The 16,795-nt window shown below is 57.0% G+C and carries 15 protein-coding genes and 4 tRNA genes; 7 read left to right on the top strand and 12 right to left on the bottom strand.

The genetic code is table 11. The features are described 5' to 3' along the window. Positions 1-56: 56 nt before the first annotated feature. The 3 genes from ACYU03_RS08240 to leuC form a co-directional block, all read right to left on the bottom strand. Positions 57-821, bottom strand: a complete 765-nt coding sequence (locus ACYU03_RS08240; RefSeq protein ID WP_461889621.1) for a class I SAM-dependent methyltransferase — start codon at positions 819-821, stop codon at positions 57-59. 162 nt (positions 822-983) lie between these two features. Continuing rightward, positions 984-1,628, bottom strand: coding sequence for a 3-isopropylmalate dehydratase small subunit (gene leuD / locus ACYU03_RS08235; RefSeq protein WP_461889619.1), 645 nt, complete (start codon positions 1,626-1,628; stop codon positions 984-986). After that, positions 1,625-3,058, bottom strand: coding sequence for a 3-isopropylmalate dehydratase large subunit (gene leuC / locus ACYU03_RS08230; RefSeq protein ID WP_461889617.1), 1,434 nt, complete (start codon positions 3,056-3,058; stop codon positions 1,625-1,627). Before leuC ends, leuD begins: the two co-directional genes overlap by 4 nt. A 129-nt stretch (positions 3,059-3,187) precedes the next feature. Here leuC and ACYU03_RS08225 point away from each other — a divergent pair, with 129 nt between their 5' ends. Together ACYU03_RS08225 and ACYU03_RS08220 are read left to right on the top strand one after the other, a co-directional pair. Beyond that, the gene (locus tag ACYU03_RS08225; RefSeq protein WP_461889615.1) at positions 3,188-4,066 is read left to right on the top strand and encodes a LysR family transcriptional regulator; all 879 of its coding nucleotides are present in this window, start codon (positions 3,188-3,190) and stop codon (positions 4,064-4,066) included. A 57-nt stretch (positions 4,067-4,123) separates the two neighbouring features. After that, positions 4,124-7,420: a PAS domain S-box protein gene (locus ACYU03_RS08220; RefSeq protein ID WP_461889613.1), complete on the top strand. Its 3,297-nt coding sequence runs from the start codon at positions 4,124-4,126 to the stop codon at positions 7,418-7,420. An 88-nt stretch (positions 7,421-7,508) separates the two neighbouring features. On the opposite strand, the gene ACYU03_RS08215 is transcribed toward ACYU03_RS08220, so the two are convergent. Together ACYU03_RS08215 and ACYU03_RS08210 are read right to left on the bottom strand one after the other, a co-directional pair. Continuing rightward, positions 7,509-7,952 carry an Hsp20 family protein gene (locus tag ACYU03_RS08215; protein WP_461889611.1) on the bottom strand — a complete coding sequence of 148 codons (444 nt, stop codon included), beginning with the start codon at positions 7,950-7,952 and terminating at the stop codon, positions 7,509-7,511. A gap of 133 nt (positions 7,953-8,085) precedes the next feature. Beyond that, positions 8,086-9,060 carry a tRNA dihydrouridine synthase gene (locus ACYU03_RS08210; RefSeq protein WP_461889609.1) on the bottom strand — a complete coding sequence of 325 codons (975 nt, stop codon included), beginning with the start codon at positions 9,058-9,060 and terminating at the stop codon, positions 8,086-8,088. Positions 9,061-9,768: 708 nt separating this feature from the next. Here ACYU03_RS08210 and ACYU03_RS08205 point away from each other — a divergent pair. The 5 genes from ACYU03_RS08205 to ACYU03_RS08185 all read left to right on the top strand — a co-directional run bounded on the left by ACYU03_RS08205 (position 9,769) and on the right by ACYU03_RS08185 (position 14,079). After that, on the top strand, positions 9,769-10,632 hold the full coding sequence (locus ACYU03_RS08205; RefSeq protein WP_461889607.1) for an McbB family protein: 864 nt from the start codon (positions 9,769-9,771) through the stop codon (positions 10,630-10,632). Then, on the top strand, positions 10,633-11,421 hold the full coding sequence (locus tag ACYU03_RS08200; RefSeq protein ID WP_461889605.1) for a nitroreductase family protein: 789 nt from the start codon (positions 10,633-10,635) through the stop codon (positions 11,419-11,421). A gap of 91 nt (positions 11,422-11,512) precedes the next feature. Continuing rightward, positions 11,513-12,622, top strand: a complete 1,110-nt coding sequence (locus tag ACYU03_RS08195; protein WP_461891419.1) for a YcaO-like family protein — start codon at positions 11,513-11,515, stop codon at positions 12,620-12,622. Beyond that, on the top strand, positions 12,619-13,377 hold the full coding sequence (locus tag ACYU03_RS08190) for a hypothetical protein (RefSeq protein ID WP_461889603.1): 759 nt from the start codon (positions 12,619-12,621) through the stop codon (positions 13,375-13,377). The genes ACYU03_RS08195 and ACYU03_RS08190 overlap by 4 nt, the downstream gene beginning before the upstream one ends. Then, on the top strand, positions 13,378-14,079 hold the full coding sequence (locus ACYU03_RS08185; RefSeq protein ID WP_461889601.1) for an ATP-binding cassette domain-containing protein: 702 nt from the start codon (positions 13,378-13,380) through the stop codon (positions 14,077-14,079). It begins immediately after the preceding gene. A gap of 6 nt (positions 14,080-14,085) precedes the next feature. Here the strand turns inward: ACYU03_RS08185 and ACYU03_RS08180 are convergent, their stop codons facing one another. The 7 genes from ACYU03_RS08180 to ACYU03_RS08150 all read right to left on the bottom strand — a co-directional run bounded on the left by ACYU03_RS08180 (position 14,086) and on the right by ACYU03_RS08150 (position 16,619). Then, on the bottom strand, positions 14,086-14,532 hold the full coding sequence (locus ACYU03_RS08180; protein WP_461889599.1) for an acyl-CoA thioesterase: 447 nt from the start codon (positions 14,530-14,532) through the stop codon (positions 14,086-14,088). A 43-nt stretch (positions 14,533-14,575) separates the two neighbouring features. Beyond that, the gene (locus ACYU03_RS08175) at positions 14,576-15,409 is read right to left on the bottom strand and encodes an alpha/beta fold hydrolase (protein WP_461889597.1); all 834 of its coding nucleotides are present in this window, start codon (positions 15,407-15,409) and stop codon (positions 14,576-14,578) included. 23 nt (positions 15,410-15,432) lie between these two features. Next, entirely contained in the window at positions 15,433-15,972 is a 540-nt protein-coding gene (locus ACYU03_RS08170) for a TetR/AcrR family transcriptional regulator (protein WP_461889595.1), read from the bottom strand. A 170-nt stretch (positions 15,973-16,142) separates the two neighbouring features. After that, positions 16,143-16,218, bottom strand: a tRNA-Glu gene (locus ACYU03_RS08165). 44 nt (positions 16,219-16,262) lie between these two features. Further along, a tRNA-Ala gene (locus tag ACYU03_RS08160) sits at positions 16,263-16,338 on the bottom strand. Positions 16,339-16,390: 52 nt separating this feature from the next. Next, positions 16,391-16,466: transfer RNA gene (locus ACYU03_RS08155), tRNA-Glu, on the bottom strand. 77 nt (positions 16,467-16,543) lie between these two features. Beyond that, positions 16,544-16,619: transfer RNA gene (locus ACYU03_RS08150), tRNA-Ala, on the bottom strand. Between the last annotated feature and the right edge of the window lie 176 nt (positions 16,620-16,795).

The raw sequence follows: 16,795 nt of genomic DNA, 5'->3' as shown, positions 1-16,795 counted from the left end.
TCAAGCGGCGCGCCTGTCCGGCCCGCCGGAAAAAACTAGTGGCCTGTACGGCTGTACTAACGCTCGGCCCACAGCACCAGAACATCGGTGCTGAACGAGCCATCGGCTTCAATCTGGTAATACTGCCGCACTTCCTCGCCCATCGCTTGCTGCAATTGGCGAATGGCTTCACGCATCGGCACCGGGGTGCGCATGCGCTCGACCCAGGAGCCGTACTCCAGGCGCAGGCGCTGACGCGCATGGCTGCGCACGAACAGGCCGGCCTCACTGACTTGACGCAGCCATTCGGCGGCCGAGTAATCGCGCACATGGCTGGTGTCGCGCAGCACCTCGACGCTCTGCAAATAGGTGTCGAGCAATGGGCTGCCCGGCGACATGACATCGACGAAGGCCGCTACGCCACCGGGCTTGAGCACCCGACGCACCTCGCGCAGGGCCAGGCCCAGGTCACTCCAGTGGTGGGCGGAATAGCGGCTGTAGACGAAGTCGAAACTGGCATCGGCGAACGGCAACCGCTCGGCGGCGCCGCGCTCGGTGCGGATATTGCCCAGGCCGCGCTCGGCCGCGGTGCTGGCGACCACGTCGAGCATCGATTGCGACAAGTCGTAGGCCACCACTTCGCCGACCAAAGGCGCGACATGGAAGCTGACATGCCCAGCGCCGCAGCCCAGGTCCAGCAGGCGCGCGTCGCCCTGCCCCGACAACTCGGCCTGCAACAGGGCGAATTCGCTACCCTGGGCATGCACGGCGCTGCTGAGGTAGGCGCTGGCCTGCTCGCCAAATTGGCGTTGGACGACGTCTTGGTGACGACTGCTGGTCATCTGCTACACCTCGGGATCCTGACAAACGGGGCCGCTAAGCGGCCCATCACGACACAAGGCCGCTCCCACATGCCTTGTGCTGTTCTCAAGCTTGCTGGACGACACAAAGCAGATGGGAGCGGCCTTGTGTCGCGATCGAGGGCGCAGCCCTCGCCTGATCAATCACACGTCACGGAACAGCCATGGCTGGCTGGCGCGGTGCTTGCCTTCGAAAGCCTGAATAGCATCGCTGTCCTGCAGGGTCAGGCCAATATCGTCGAGGCCGTTGAGCAGGCAATGCTTGCGGAACGCATCGATCTCGAAGTGCAGCACCTTACCGTCCGGACGGGTCACCGCCTGGGCCTCCAGGTCGATGGTCAACTGGTAGCCCGGGTTGGCCTCGACCTGTTGGAACAGCTCGTCGACCTCTTCATCGCTGAGGATGATCGGCAACAGACCGTTCTTGAAGCTGTTGTTGAAGAAGATGTCGGCGAAGCTCGGCGCGATGATGCTGCGGAAGCCGTACTCGTCCAGCGCCCAAGGCGCATGCTCGCGGCTGGAACCGCAACCGAAGTTCTCCCTCGCCAGCAGCACGCTGGCACCCTGGTAACGCTCGTGGTTGAGCACGAACTCGGTGTTCAGCGGACGCTTGCTGTTGTCCTGGTAGGGCTGGCCCACGTCCAGATAACGCCACTCGTCGAACAGGTTGGGGCCGAAGCCGGTGCGCTTGATCGACTTGAGGAACTGCTTGGGGATGATCTGGTCGGTGTCGACATTGGCGCGGTCCAACGGGGCGACAAGACCGGTGTGCTGGGTAAAGGCTTTCATGCTGCGCTCCCTTGGATCAACTCGCGGACATCGACGAAATGGCCGGTTACGGCGGCAGCCGCGGCCATGGCCGGGCTCACCAGGTGGGTACGGCCACCGGCGCCCTGGCGGCCTTCGAAGTTGCGGTTGGAGGTCGAGGCGCAGTGTTCGCCGCTCTCCAGGCGGTCCGGGTTCATCGCCAGGCACATGGAGCAGCCAGGCTCACGCCACTCGAAGCCCGCGTCGAGGAAGATCTTGTCCAGCCCCTCGCGCTCGGCCTGGGCCTTGACCAGGCCCGAGCCCGGCACGACGATGGCCTGCTTGATGGTCGTGGCGACCTTGCGGCCCTTGGCGATCTCGGCTGCGGCACGCAAGTCCTCGATGCGCGAGTTGGTGCACGAGCCGATGAACACGCGGTCCAGGTGGATGTCGGTGATTGCCTGGTTGGCCGACAGCCCCATGTACTTCAGGGCGCGCTCGATCGAGCCACGCTTGACCAGGTCCGGCTCGGCGGCAGGATCGGGCACGCGCTGGTCCACGGCCAGGACCATCTCCGGCGAGGTACCCCAGCTGACCTGTGGCTTGATCTGCGCGGCATCCAGCTCGACCACAGTGTCGAACACCGCGTCCTCGTCGGACACCAGGCTCTTCCAGGTCTCGACCGCCTGCTCCCATTGCTCGCCCTTGGGCGCATAGGGGCGGCCTTTCACGTATTCGATGGTCTTTTCATCAGTGGCGACCAAGCCGACACGGGCGCCGGCCTCGATCGACATGTTGCAGATGGTCATGCGACCTTCCATGGACAGGTCGCGGATGGCGCTGCCGGCGAACTCCATGGCGTGGCCATTGCCGCCTGCGGTACCGATCTTGCCGATCACCGCGAGGACGATGTCCTTGGCGGTCACGCCGAACGGCAGCGTACCCTCGACGCGCACCAGCATGTTCTTCATCTTCTTGGCGACCAGGCACTGGGTGGCCAGCACGTGCTCGACTTCGGAGGTGCCGATGCCGTGGGCCAGCGCGCCGAAGGCGCCGTGGGTCGAGGTGTGCGAATCGCCGCAGACCACTGTCATACCCGGCAAGGTCGCGCCCTGCTCAGGGCTGATGACATGGACGATGCCCTGGCGCACGTCATTCATCTTGAATTCGACGATGCCGTATTCGTCACAGTTCTCGTCGAGGGTCTGCACCTGCAGGCGCGACACCTGGTCGGCGATGGCCTCGATACCGCCCTTGCGTTCCGGCGTGGTCGGCACGTTGTGGTCCGGCGTGGCGATGTTGGCATCGATGCGCCATGGCTTACGGCCAGCCAGACGCAGGCCTTCGAAGGCCTGTGGCGAAGTCACTTCATGAATGATGTGGCGATCGATGTAGATCAGCGACGAGCCATCGTCGCGCTGCTTGACCACATGCGAATCCCAGAGTTTGTCGTAGAGCGTTCTGCCGGCCATCAGACGGTTCCTCATCAGTGTTTCTATGCCAATTAACCCCTTGGCTTGTACGGTCGATGCTATGGGGTTAGATTGAATAACTCAAATTCATAATTTTTATGCTTTGGATAACCAAAAGGAATTCGTGAAGTGGACCTGGCCAACCTCAGTGCCTTTATCGCGATCGCCGAAACCGGCAGCTTCTCCGGGGCGGGAGAACGCCTGCACCTTACCCAGCCGGCCATCAGCAAGCGCATCGCCGGTCTCGAGCAACAGCTCGACGTGCGGCTGTTCGACCGCCTGGGGCGGGAAGTCACCCTGACCGAGGCTGGCCGGGCGCTATTGCCTCGCGCGTACCAGATCCTCAATGTACTGGATGATACCCGGCGCGCCCTCACCAACCTGACAGGCGAAGTGGCTGGCCGCCTGACCCTGGCCACCAGCCATCATATCGGCCTGCACCGCCTGCCGCCGCTACTCAGGGCCTTCACTCGCCAGTATCCGGCCGTGGCGCTGGATATCCAGTTCCTGGATTCGGAAGCCGCCTATGACGAGATCCTCCATGGCCGCGCCGAAATCGCCGTGATCACCCTGGCTCCGGAGCCTCATCACCTGGTCCGTGCCGTGCCGGTCTGGGAGGATGCCCTGGATTTCGTCGCCGCGCCCGAGCACCCCCTGGCCAACAACAGCGAGGTCAGCCTGGCCGATGTCGCCCACCACCCTGCAGTGTTTCCCGGCGGCAACACCTTCACCCACCATATCGTCCAGCGCCTGTTCGAAAGCCAGGGCCTGGTCCCGAACATCGCCATGAGCACCAACTACATGGAAACCATCAAGATGATGGTCTCCATCGGCCTGGCCTGGAGCGTGCTGCCGCGTACTATGCTCGATGGACAAGTCGCACCGATCGCCCTGCCCGGCATACAACTGTCGCGCCAGCTAGGCTACATTCTGCACACGGAACGAACGCTATCGAACGCGGCAAGAGCCTTCATGGCCCTGCTCGACAGCCAGGCAGGGTCCGCCTGAAGGTCGGCTGCCCGCCATTGCCCCAAGGACGCGCCATCCGCCAAAGGTCTGGTATCGATGTCCAAATCAGCAAACCGTTTTCCGCGCTTGCCGCGCATACACGCGGCAGATCCCCAGGAGTCGGAGCAGGCCTGGCAGAACGCCCCGCAATTGCTGGCGGCACTCAACGGCGCGCGCCTCGGGGCCTGGCTATGGGACATCGAAAGCGGCCGGGTGAGTTGGTCACGGGGCACCCAGGCATTGTTCGGCTTCGATCCACAGCAGCCCCTGCCCTACGACATGGACTACCTGGACCTGCTGCCCGAGGAAGACCGCGCCCGCACGCGCCAAGCGTTCCACGCAGTGGTCAACGGCGAACCGGTGGAGAAGGCGATGCGTCACCGCATCCGCTGGCCGGACGGCAGCCTGCACTGGCTGGAGATCACCGGCAGCCTGACCCGCGACAGCCACGACCACCCGCAGATGATCGGGGTGATCCGCGAAATCACCCGCCAGCGGGAACGTGAAACCGCGCTGATCAACTCGGAAAAGCGCTTCGCCACGCTTTTTCACCTCAGCCCCAACGTGATTCTGCTGACCCGCCGCCATGACGGCATGATCTTCGAGGTCAACCAGCATTTCGAGCACATCCTCGGCTGGCCCGCGCTGCAGGTGATCGGCAAGACCACCCTGGAGCTCGGCCTGTGGGTCAACCTGCAACAGCGCCAGCAAGTGCTGGAAGCGACCCGCAGCAACACCGGCCCGGTGACCCTCGAGGTCCAGTTCCGTGCCAGCAGCGGCCATGTCCATGATGGCATCCTCAGCACCCAGGGTATCGAACTGGAAGGCGTCACCTACCTGCTCAGCACCTATGTCGACACCAGCGAGCGCAAACGCGCCGAGCAAGCGCTCAAGGACAGCCAGGAGCGCCTGGACCTTGCCCTGGACTCGGCGCAATTGGGCACTTGGGACTGGCACATCCCCAGCGGCATGCTCTACGGCTCGGCCCGTGCTGCCCAATTGCACGGCCTGGAACCGGTGCCCTTCCATGAGTCCTTCGAAGCGTTCTTCGAGGGCGTCCCGGAGCAAGAGCGCAACACCATGCGCCAGGCCTACCGCAGCCTGCGCGAAGGCCCGGCAGGCAATTACCAGATCACCTACCGCATCCAGTTGGAGAACGGCACCTCGCGCTACATCGAGAGCCGCGCCCGACTCTACCGCGACGAACAGGGCAACCCCTTGCGCATGGCCGGCACCCTGCTGGACATCACCGATCAGGTGGAGCGCGAGCAGCGCCTGAGCGCCTCGGAAGAGAAGTTCGCCAGCCTGTTCCAGGCCAGCCCCGACCCGATCTGCGTCACCCGCCAAGACAACGGCCAGTTCATCGAGATCAACCCGGCCTTCGCCCAGATCTTCGGCTGGAGCACCGAGCAGGTGATCGGTCGCACGGCCGAGGAAATCGGCCTGTGGGGCGAGTCGCCCAAGCGCGCGCAGCGCATCGAGCGGGTGATCCGCGACCAGGCGCTGAGCAACGTCGCCGTCGTGGTCAACCATTGCAACGGCACGCCGCTGACCTGCGTGATTTCCAGCCGCCTGATCACTGTCGACAACCAGCCCTGCAGCGTCACCACCCTGCGCGACATCACCCAGCAACAGAGAGCCGAGGCCGCGCTCAAGGCCAGCGAAGAGAAGTTCGCCAAGGCCTTCCACTCAAGCCCCGACGCCATCACCATCACCGAACACCTCAGCGGCCGCTACCTGGAGGTCAACGACGGCTTCTGCCGCCTGACTGGCTACAGCGCCAGCGAGGTGATCGGCCGCACGGTCTATGAGCTGGGCATCTGGGCCGACGATAAGCAGCGCAACGCACTGCTCAATGAACTGACCGAACATGGCCGGGTGCATCACCGGGAAATGCTCGGGCGCAACAAACGTGGCGACGTCCTTACCGTGGAAGTCTCGGTGGAACCGATCAGCCTCAACGAGACCGACTGCTTGTTGCTGACTGCCCGCGACGTCAGCCAACTGAAGAACGCCCAGGCGCAGATCCGCCACCTGGCCTACCACGACCCGCTGACCAACCTACCCAACCGCGCCTTGTTGATGGATCGCCTGAGCCAGCAGATCGCCCTGCTCAAGCGCCATAACCTGCGTGGTGCCCTGCTCTTCCTCGACCTGGACCATTTCAAGCACATCAACGACTCGCTCGGCCACCCGGTGGGCGACACCGTGCTGAAAGTCATCACCGCCCGCCTGGAGGCCAGCGTACGCCTGGAAGACACCGTGGCCCGCCTGGGCGGCGATGAGTTCGTGGTCCTGCTCAGCGGCCTGGAGGGCAGCCGCGAAGTGGTGGAAAACAAGGTCCGCGAACTGGCCGACACCCTGCGCGAACTGCTGGCCGAACCCATGTCCCTGGACGGCCAGCGCCTGCAGGTGACACCGAGCATCGGCGTGGCGCTGATCCCCGACCATGGCGCGACACCGGCGGATCTGCTCAAGCGCGCCGACATCGCCCTGTACCGGGCGAAGGATTCCGGCCGCAACACCACGCAACTCTTCCATACCACCATGCAGAAGGCCGCCAGCGAACGCCTGCGCATGGAAAACGACCTGCGCATGGCCCTGGCCCGTAGCGAGCTGACCTTGCACTTCCAGCCCCAGGTGGATGCCCGCGACAACCGTATCGTCGGCGCCGAGGTCCTGTTGCGCTGGCATCACCCGCAACTGGGCCAGCAGCCACCGGTGCAGTTCATCCAGGTCCTGGAGGAAAGTGGCTTGATCCTCGAAGTTGGCAGCTGGATCCTAGACGAAGCCTGCGATGCCTGTGCGCGCATGCTCGAGGATGGGTTGATCGACGCCGATGACTTCAGCCTGTGCGTCAACATCAGCCCGCGCCAGTTCCGCCAGAACGATTTCGTCGAACGTGTGTTGCGCAGCCTCGACGACTACCGGCTGCCGCGGCGCATGCTCAAGCTGGAGATCACCGAAGGCATCGTCATCCAAAACCTCGAAGACACCATCAGCAAGATGCGTGAGCTCAAACGCTACGGGGTGAGTTTTGCCATGGACGACTTCGGCACCGGCTATTCGTCGCTGACCTATCTCAAGCGCCTGCCGGTGGATGCCCTGAAGATCGACCAGTCCTTCGTCCGCGACGCCCCGGTGGACCCCAACGACGCAGAGATCGTCCGCGCCATCGTCGCCATGGCCCGCAGCCTGGACCTGGCGGTGATCGCCGAAGGGGTGGAACTGTCGGAGCAGTTGGAATTCCTCGAACGCCAAGGCTGCCATCTCTACCAGGGCTACCTGCACAGCCGCCCCCTGCCGCTGCTGGAGTTTCGCCAGATGCTGATGGAAGCACCCGCGGATTATTGAGCGTTGCACGCCCCCATAGGGGCAGTATCGATCCGCCAGAACGCAAAAAAGGGCACTCGAAAGTGCCCTTCTTCTCACACAACCGGCCTCAGTTCAGTGCTGGTTTTTCCGAGTTGATCGGAATGCGCTTGGCCTTGGCCTCTTCCGGCACGAGGCGCAGCAGGTCAATGCTGAGCAGGCCATTGGCCAGTTCCGCGGCCTTGACCTCGATATGGTCGGCCAGGCGGAAGGACAGTTTGAAGGCCCGCTGGGCAATACCCTGGTGCAGGTAGGTGACGCTCTCAGCGCTGCTGTCACGCTTGCCGCCAGTGACGGTCAAGACGCCTTTTTCCACTTGCAGGTCCAGGTCCTGCTCTTGGAAACCGGCTGCAGCAACGACGATCCGATAGTGGTCATCGCCATGTTTTTCAACGTTGTAGGGTGGGTAGCTGCTACCCGCCTCGTTACGCGCCGCGGACTCGAATAGGTCGTTGAAACGGTCGAAGCCAACGGAATGGCGGAACAGTGGAGCGAGGGAAAAAGCGGTAGTCATGGTACATCTCCTGATATTCAGCGAGTTTGTCATCACGCGACCCGAATTCGGCATCGCGTACAGAACAGATATGTCCCATCAACAGCTTTTCAAGCGCTCCTGGGTAATTTTTTTATGACTAGTGGGTGCATGCCTACGCAGTCGCCCCCTGCTCCGCATCCGCCACAGGCATCCCCAGCAAACCACTGATCCGCGCGCAATCGCTCTCCCGGCGTACCTCGGCAAACAGTGCCACCGCTTCCGGGTAGCTGCGGGTGAGCATCGCCAACCACTGCTTCATACGCCCCGGCGCATAGCGCGGCGAGAGCTTGTCCTGAGCCTGGCGCCAGAACTCTTGGAGCAACGGCAACAAGGCAGCCCAATCCAGCGGCTGATACGCTCGCCCCTCCCGAGCCGCAGCGATCTGCAAGGCCAGGTCAGGCCGCGACACCAGCCCCCGGCCCAGCATGATGTGTTCGGCACCGCTGACGGCGCGGCAGCGCTGCCAATCCTCGACCGTCCAGATCTCGCCATTGGCGAACACCGGCACCTTCACCACCTCCTGCACCCGCGCTACCCACTCCCAGTGGGCCGGCGGCTTGTAGCCATCGATCTTGGTCCGCGCATGCACCACCAAGTGCTCCGCACCACCTTCGGCCAGCGCCGTGGCGCACTCCAGGGCGCCGGCCGGGCTGTCGTAGCCCAGACGCATCTTCGCCGTCACCGGAATGTGCGCAGGCACTGCCCGCCGTACTTCACGGACGATAGCGTGCAACAACTCCGGCTCCTTGAGCAGCACCGCTCCCCCACGTGACTTGTTCACCGTCTTGGCCGGGCAACCGAAGTTCAGGTCGATCACCGGCGCCCCCAGCTCACAAGCCTGCACCGCGTTGTCAGCCAGGCAGGCAGGGTCCGAACCCAGCAGTTGCACACGCATCGGCACCCCGGCCGCCGTGCGTGCGCCATTGCGCAGCTCCGGAGCGAGCTTGTCGAATTGAGCAGGAGGCAGCAGCCGGTCACAGACACGAATGAACTCGGTGACACACCAGTCGATGCCACCCACCCGGGTCAGGACGTCGCGCAGGATGTTGTCGACCAGCCCCTCCATGGGGGCTAAGGCAATTTGCATAAAAAAACCTAAAGAAAAGCAAATAATACCAGAGTCATCACCTGCCTGGTCCAGCCAGAAAGCTGACACCTAGGGGCACCTCAACTGATACAGGTGTTAAAAAACGATGAACGGTGCAAAAAAAGTCCATTCAAGCAACCGCTATTTATCACTCCTTCCCACCTATAAATAGGAGTACTCCCACAGCTTTACAATCCCAAAGCCTCACACATTTAGGCGCACCCCTTCAAAAACACAACTTTCAGAAACACCCTACATAACAATTAGACGTCACTGTAAGCCCCATCACCAAGAAAAATCTCCAGCACTTGACCCTATTTAAACATAACAAACTCCAACTCCAGCCAAACTCAACATCGAGCATTTGACTCCATGGGCGGTACAAGCTAAAACCAAATCACCCGCAAACGCGGGCCCAATTACACAATGGAGATACCATAACAATGAATAGTCATTATGGAATCGAACTTTTGAGCCTCAATCTCGAAAACCAAGACCTATTGGACTCAGAGTTCTTTGGTGGATCCGGCGGACAAGGTGGATGCGGTGGTAGCGGCGGTTGCGGCGGCGGAGGTGGCTGCAGTGGTGGTAGCGGTGGCTCGGGCGGATGCGGAGGAAATGCAATAACTACCCAGCATCATGAAGAATAAATGATTGGCCAGCGTCCCCACTTCCTTGGGATGGGGACGCCTTCTCAAGGAAACAACAATGAAAAGCCTGAAAATCTGCAATTACGAAATCCTTAACTTCGAGACGGAACCGTTAGTTTATTCAGCCAAAGGCATAACAAAAATCACAAACCCAAATCTAGCAAGTGCACTGCATAAGATAATCAAGCTAAAAGAAACAGGAGTCGCACCCAGCCTTATCGAAGAAATCCTCAAAGAGGAGGGAGTTCATGCTCAGAGCGCACTACAGTTCCTGAAAGATATTGCGATCCTCTCAAACGACATCCCCGCCCCATATTTCAGCAAAGCTGTGATTTACTGCGACTGGCAGATTTCACCAAATACGGAATACCTAGCAAACCGTCAGAACCCAATTCAGATTGAAATAAGAGATCTCGATAAAAACTACAAACCACAAGAGCCATCTCCCACTCTATTCATACTAGCCAGTCTAAAACTGGACTACAAAGAAACCCGAAAAAAATATCATGCATTAATAAAAAACAACCCCACCAGTGCGATCAGCATGGGCTTCATCAGTGGGGGGCACTTTCACTTAACCGAGCCCTATATCCCAACCATAAAAAACCCCTGTGCTTTCTGTACCATCGATCGCATTATCCACTATGAATCTCAAAGATCGAGTCACCACCCCTGGAGCAGGGTGCTAGCATTTTGCCACAACCACAACTTACCATCACCAAAAACGGAGATAGATGAATTTCAAAACGCATTAATACTTGGCGCAATACTTAAGATCGCAAAGAAATTCACAACACATCAAACCTCAAAGACGACACAAGATAGAGTATTACAATCGATAACCATTGAACTAGACTCCGGAAGACTAGTTGAAGAACCTAGCATTCACTGGCCACTTTGCGAATGCCTGGAGGCACATTAAATGAACATCCCCCACGACTACTACTTAAAATTCATCGAAAACGAGGTCATATACAACACACTTTTATTTCATAATAGGGGCAACTTTGTCATCCATAAATCCACACAGCACTTTAGTACCTTACATCATATCCCCCAAAACGAGCTACCCATATTAACCGGCAACGAACTGAGACTTAATCCATTTCCGGAGCAACTCAGAAGCAGAATAGCACTTTCACCTTTAGCTCAGAATCACACATTAAAAAGAAATGATTCATGCGAGAAATTCAAGAAAAGAACGATCCCCTTCACTGACGTAAAAAAAATCCTTTCCCCTCTCCTCAGAAAAGAAGGCTCTACTTATAGGCGAGGATATCCGAGCGGAGGAGCTCTATATCCCGTAGAAGTATTTTGCTGCAATCTTGAAAATCGAATAACAGCATGGCCCAGCAGCAACAAAACCCTGCACCTCCTTTCCAATTCAAAACAGCTGGAGAGTCACTCCCCAAACATAAATCAGGACAAACTAAAAAATGCCCTTATTCCAAAACCATCTAATTTAGGGCACCCTGCACTCGCACTGATCTATTGTATTTATCTGCCCAAAGCAATATTTAAATATAGATATCGCGGTTATCGACTGGCCCACATGGAAGCTGGCTCTATGTACATGTTGACCGATCTTCGTTGTAAAGAGCTTCATTTAGATAGCAGACTTTGGTCTGGCTTCACCGACCACGAAGTCGCTCAAGGCCTGAGGCTAAACCCTAGCCTCTTTCTTCCAGCGTGTGTCCAGTTCATAGGTTAGCCCAGTGAATATATATAATGAGTTGCACTTCCCTGCAAAACCTGACTTCCAATGCCTTCAACCAAGTGCCGTAAACCACCTTCCACATAGCATGGAGTCTGGTAGTCGATGGCATACATATGGATCAAGTAGTGGCTGGTCCTCAAACATAATCAACTCAGCGAGCGGTGAACATCTGGAGCGCAAACATTTTTACCTAGACATTACAGTGAATGAGATCAACACCCTCAACTCAGGCTTGAAACCAGAAGAGGCTTCCATATTTTCAGACGCCTTTAGTCAGACAGCAAGCTCAAAATATCTCCCTGCAATAGAAAAACATCACTTCGAACTAACAAACGCATACAGAATATCCGACTACTCAGAATGCAAGATTCCAACAGCGTGCCTATCAATAAACCCAAGCAGAAACACTACAGACAATCAATTCTATCCAATCAGGGATACCTGCGGATGCTGCGCGCACACATCAGTAGAGAAAGCAATACTTGGCTCATTAAAAGAATCACTTGAAAGACAATTTCTTTTGAAGTTTTGGCTAACAAAAATAGCAACAGCGAAGATTGACAATGAAACAGCTTTCAACGCGTTGCAACATTCACCCACAAAGGAACTTATTAAAGAACTCGCAAAAACCGGAAATATATGCATACTCGATTTAACTGACAATAGATTTCCCGGCACATGCATACTTCTATGCTACGGAAACGATACAGATATTTCCTCCCCAATCAAGTACTGTACGGGAATGGCTTATTTTGATGACCTCACCACCGCCTTAGAAAAGGCGGTCATTGAACTATGGCAAACATACCGCTTTATGTATTCCTTTACTACGAGAGGGAAGCTAATTAGTGACATTGAGGACCCTTACCTTAAGCACTTTTTAAGTTGCAACAGTTATGAGACCTATATTGATATCTCTCATTCTATAGCCACAGGAAACCGTCAAGCCGAACCTAAATCTCTATCTATTCAACGAATAATAGAGAGCATCAAAAAAATCAAACTCGACGGATACCTTTACTTATCCCACCTACAAACTCACCACTCAACCTCCTACTTTTGCAAATATGTATCACCAAATATTTTCTTACACATGAACAACTCCTCGAACTTCAACCTTAAGAACAAATACTCCCAAGACTTTCTACACGCAATATTGCCTGAACAGCAAAAAACAATGGTGCCATTTCCATGAATAAAAAAAAAGAAGCTACAAGCATGATAAAAAGAACATTATACATATCAGCAAAACTATTCATGGAGCAACTAAAAGAACCATCAACACTTCTATGGACGACGCTATCTCCTTCCGCATTCTTCATTCTTGTATCGGGTTCTCGACAAACGAGTGGCTCATCGCCCATTGATGACTACATTGGCTCTGCTGCTTGGTTCTACGCTTATATTTCATCCAGTATCGCGCTCTTCGGCTTAAGCCTTTACTTGATAGGCAGAAGAGAAAGTGGATTTGTTCGATCCTTCATATACCGCAAGCAGGCGATTTCGATATTTCTAGCAGCCCACTTACTATGCTACTCAGCAATCAGCCTGCTTCACTTTAGCGCCTTCTACTTGATCACCAAAGCCATCTATGGGAGTTACGAGCTACATGAATTTCTTCACTTAATGGCCAGCTACTATGTAAGTTACCTTTTCTTCTCTTGCATAGGTCTGATTGGTTCCTTGCTACCTCTCAAGTTCACCACTGCAAGCACCTTATTTTCCATTATAGCGTTCACTATGTTAGCGCTAGGTTATATGGGAGCAGTACAACTCAATTCTGGCCTTAACTTTTTGCGGGACAATAATCCGCTCGCCTTCAGCACGAAAATATTTCTGGGCGAGATACCCCTCACCTCTAGCGCTCTCTTCGCCAGTGCACTTCTATTCACATCCATCCTTATAACTTATCGCTACTACAGGATACAGCCAGTTTGGAGTAGATACTGAATGAGCATTATAGAAATAAAAAACCTACACCATGCATTCAAAAATAAGACCCTATTCGAAAACATAAGCCTTACTGCCAACAAGGGAGAAATTATCGGACTGCTAGGTAATAACGGGACTGGAAAAACCACCCTCTTGGATATAATTTGCGATTTAAGATCCCCCAAAAGCGGCACAATAACAAACAGGGCCAAACACCCTATTTATCTATCTCAAACATTATCTCCATCGGCAACTTTAAGAATGGGCGAACTGCATACTCTTATCACAAACTTGAGCGCCCACAACCCACCCAGTAAAGAAGAAACGCTTAGTCGGCTCGAAGCATGGTCACCGTCACTTCATGAACGCTATTCTGATATATGGAAAAGAAAGCCTTCTGCGTGCAGCTATGGTGAAATCCGTAGTTTCTTTACGCTAACACTGCTCACGCTTGGCAGCGACCTCATCCTACTGGATGAACCCACAGCGGGCGTTGACCCTGAATTCCGTCATTATATATGGCTAGGGATCAAAAACGCCTGCAGCGATGGGGCGACAATTCTTGTCTCGTCACACTACATTCAGGAAATCACATCTAACTGCCATCGTTTTTACATGCTCGCACAATGCAAGCTGAAATCGTTCGACAATGTAGAACAGTTCTTGAATAGTCATCAGGCTGATACGCTTGACGAGGCCTTTATCAAGGCCTCGGTATAGTCTGTTTTAACTTATCATTTTCCCTGGCTGAAGCGCCGGACCATAACCGTCGAGAAACTCCGCCGGCATGCGCCGTGGCTTGCCGGTGGACAGTTCGATACAGGCGAAGGTGGTCTGGGCACGCAATAGGGTAACGCCATCACGCGGACGCTTGAGCTGGAAGCGGCGGGTCATGCGCAGGCGCTGGTCCCAGTCAATGATCCAAGTGGCCAGTTGCAGTTCGTCGTCTTCATAGGCCGCCGCGAGGTAGTCGATTTCATGGCGGACGACGGCCATGGCACGGTCCAGGCGCCGGTACTCGGTCAGGTCCAGGCCCAGGCGCTGGGAATGGCGCCAGGCGCAGCGCTCCAGCCAAGTGACGTAGACAGCATTGTTGGCGTGGCCGAGGCCGTCGATGTCCTCGGCGCCAACACGAAGGTCGATGATGAATGGCGTTGCCAGGTCCCAGCTCATGCCCGCTCCCATTTGTGATGAACGGGCAGAGTGTAACGGAAGCTCAGGCCGATTGCCGCGCCGGTGCCGCCACACGCGCCAGCAGGTCGATCACCGCCTCGCTCAGGCGCGGGTCGGCCAGCACTCGCTGGTGGCCACCCTCCTCCAGTAGCATCAGGCGGCTGTCGAACCAGGCCTTGTGGATAATCTGCGCCTCACTGGCCGGCACCAACGGGTCGTCGCTGGCGTGCACTACCAGGCCAGGGAGTTCGAGCTGATAGCCACTGACATCGAGACGGGCGATCTGCACTCCGACATCTCGCTCGACCTGACGAATAAATGCTGCCCGTGCGCGAGCCGGCATGCCCAGACGCTGGGCAAAACCACGTAGGACACCCAGCAACTGGGCCGGCGCGGCGATGCTCACCGCCGCCTCGGTACGTAACCCCCATTGCAAGGCCAGCAATACACTGGCGCCGCCCATGGAATGGCCGATCACTGCACGTAGCGGTGGAAGCCCGGCAGCCGCTTCCAGCAAGGCACGGGCGAACAGAACCACATGCGCCTGCTGCCCAGGCGAGCGACCATGGGCCGGCCCTTCCAGCGACACCACGGTATGGCCGGCGTTGACCAAGGTTTCGATCAAGGCGGCGAACTGGGTTGGCCGCCCTTCCCAACCGTGCATAAGCAGCACGGTCGGCCCCTGCCCCCAACGCAAAGCCGATAGCCCGAAACGCAGCGTGATGCGCTCGGCCCGCTCAAGCAGAGGCAGTTCCCATTGCCTGGGCGGCAGGTTGCGCGGGGTCATGAAGGCTCGGCGCATCTTGCCTGCGATATGCTCAGGGGCCAGGTGGCCCAAGGTGCCATTGACGCCACGGATCCAGCTCAAGGTAGTCATCGCCTTGCTCCAATTCAGGTTGCTCAGATCACCGCCGACTTGGCGGCACGCAGGATACGATCAGACAGTTCGGTGCTGCCCAAGGCCCTGGCCAGGGCGAGGCCACCGACCATCAGGGAGAGGTCGGCAAGCACTTTGTCGATGTCTTCGGGGCGCTCGGCCAATTGCGCGGTCATCAGCTCGATGTGTTCGGCCAGAACGTCACGGAAGGCTTCTGGCAGCCGCTGCATATCGCCCAGGGAGTTGGGCAACGGGCAGGCATGCTCGTGGGCATCCCGGTGCTTACGCGAAAGGTAAAAGGCCGCCACCAGGGCTCGCCGCCCTGCGCCATCGAGGCTCGGATCGACCTCGGCAAGCAAAGCCCGTCGCTCGCCCAACAACTGACGGAAAGCCTCCAGCATCAAGGCGTCCTTGCTGTCGAAGTGCGCGTAGAACCCTCCCACGGTCAGCCCAGCAGCCCCCATCACCTGGTTCACGCTAGGCTCGGCGGGCCCCTGCTGGATCAATGCACTGCAGGCCGCCTCGAGAATACGTTCGCGGGTCTTGCTCTTCTTGTCGCTCATGGCCCACCTCGTAAAATATTATGATCACAATATTATTCTCATAATATTTTCTGGCAAGCGAAATCGACCGCCGTTGGTCGCAGTACCTGAAATTTTCGGGGGGAGAAAAAAACAAAAGGCCCATTCAATATTCGAATGAGCCTTGAAAATCCCGCAAATGCGGGTAAAAGTGGCGTCCCCTAGGGGACTCGAACCCCTGTTACCGCCGTGAAAGGGCGGTGTCCTAGGCCACTAGACGAAGGGGACATGTAACCTTCGTTCAGATCCGTTTTCACGAATCCTGGCGGAATTGGTGGAGCTAAGCGGGATCGAACCGCTGACCTCCTGCATGCCATGCAGGCGCTCTCCCAGCTGAGCTATAGCCCCAGATTTATAGCCTCGCGGCCCAGCGACATCATGGATATCGCTTGTATGAAACTGGCGTCCCCTAGGGGACTCGAACCCCTGTTACCGCCGTGAAAGGGCGGTGTCCTAGGCCACTAGACGAAGGGGACGAACCTTCTACCTCAAGACCCGGTTGCTGGACCCGGTCTTTCTTCCCGGCCATACTCGCTGACCGTGAAGCGGAATTTGGTGGAGCTAAGCGGGATCGAACCGCTGACCTCCTGCATGCCATGCAGGCGCTCTCCCAGCTGAGCTATAGCCCCACAATGTCGCTCTGAACTTGATCCGCTTGGCTGGGTGCTTCGCGCTTCGTTTCGTTCATCGCTGTGGACGGGGCGCATATTAAGATCGGATTGCAGACCTGTCAAACAAATTTTCGAAAAAAATTAAAATTTTTTTCCGAGATAACAATCACTTACCTACCCACGCCGGACAAAAG

It is taken from the genome of Pseudomonas sp. X10, from assembly GCF_054889225.1.
Note: the sequence above shows the minus strand (reverse complement) of the source record. Positions and strands in the feature narration are given on the sequence as shown.

Bases quoted from the DNA above. Each gene is read 5' to 3' on its own strand.
- ACYU03_RS08205 (WP_461889607.1), top strand. From the start codon at position 9,769: ATGAAAAGCCTGAAAATCTGCAATTACGAAATCCTTAACTTCGAGACG.
- ACYU03_RS08180 (WP_461889599.1), bottom strand. From the start codon at position 14,532: ATGAGCTGGGACCTGGCAACGCCATTCATCATCGACCTTCGTGTTGGC.
- ACYU03_RS08190 (WP_461889603.1), top strand. From the start codon at position 12,619: ATGAATAAAAAAAAAGAAGCTACAAGCATGATAAAAAGAACATTATAC.
- leuC (WP_461889617.1), bottom strand. From the start codon at position 3,058: ATGGCCGGCAGAACGCTCTACGACAAACTCTGGGATTCGCATGTGGTC.
- ACYU03_RS08220 (WP_461889613.1), top strand. From the start codon at position 4,124: ATGTCCAAATCAGCAAACCGTTTTCCGCGCTTGCCGCGCATACACGCG.
- ACYU03_RS08210 (WP_461889609.1), bottom strand. From the start codon at position 9,060: ATGCAAATTGCCTTAGCCCCCATGGAGGGGCTGGTCGACAACATCCTG.
- ACYU03_RS08175 (WP_461889597.1), bottom strand. From the start codon at position 15,409: ATGACTACCTTGAGCTGGATCCGTGGCGTCAATGGCACCTTGGGCCAC.
- ACYU03_RS08185 (WP_461889601.1), top strand. From the start codon at position 13,378: ATGAGCATTATAGAAATAAAAAACCTACACCATGCATTCAAAAATAAG.
- ACYU03_RS08195 (WP_461891419.1), top strand. From the start codon at position 11,513: ATGGAGTCTGGTAGTCGATGGCATACATATGGATCAAGTAGTGGCTGG.
- ACYU03_RS08240 (WP_461889621.1), bottom strand. From the start codon at position 821: ATGACCAGCAGTCGTCACCAAGACGTCGTCCAACGCCAATTTGGCGAG.
- ACYU03_RS08170 (WP_461889595.1), bottom strand. From the start codon at position 15,972: ATGAGCGACAAGAAGAGCAAGACCCGCGAACGTATTCTCGAGGCGGCC.
- leuD (WP_461889619.1), bottom strand. From the start codon at position 1,628: ATGAAAGCCTTTACCCAGCACACCGGTCTTGTCGCCCCGTTGGACCGC.
- ACYU03_RS08215 (WP_461889611.1), bottom strand. From the start codon at position 7,952: ATGACTACCGCTTTTTCCCTCGCTCCACTGTTCCGCCATTCCGTTGGC.
- ACYU03_RS08200 (WP_461889605.1), top strand. From the start codon at position 10,633: ATGAACATCCCCCACGACTACTACTTAAAATTCATCGAAAACGAGGTC.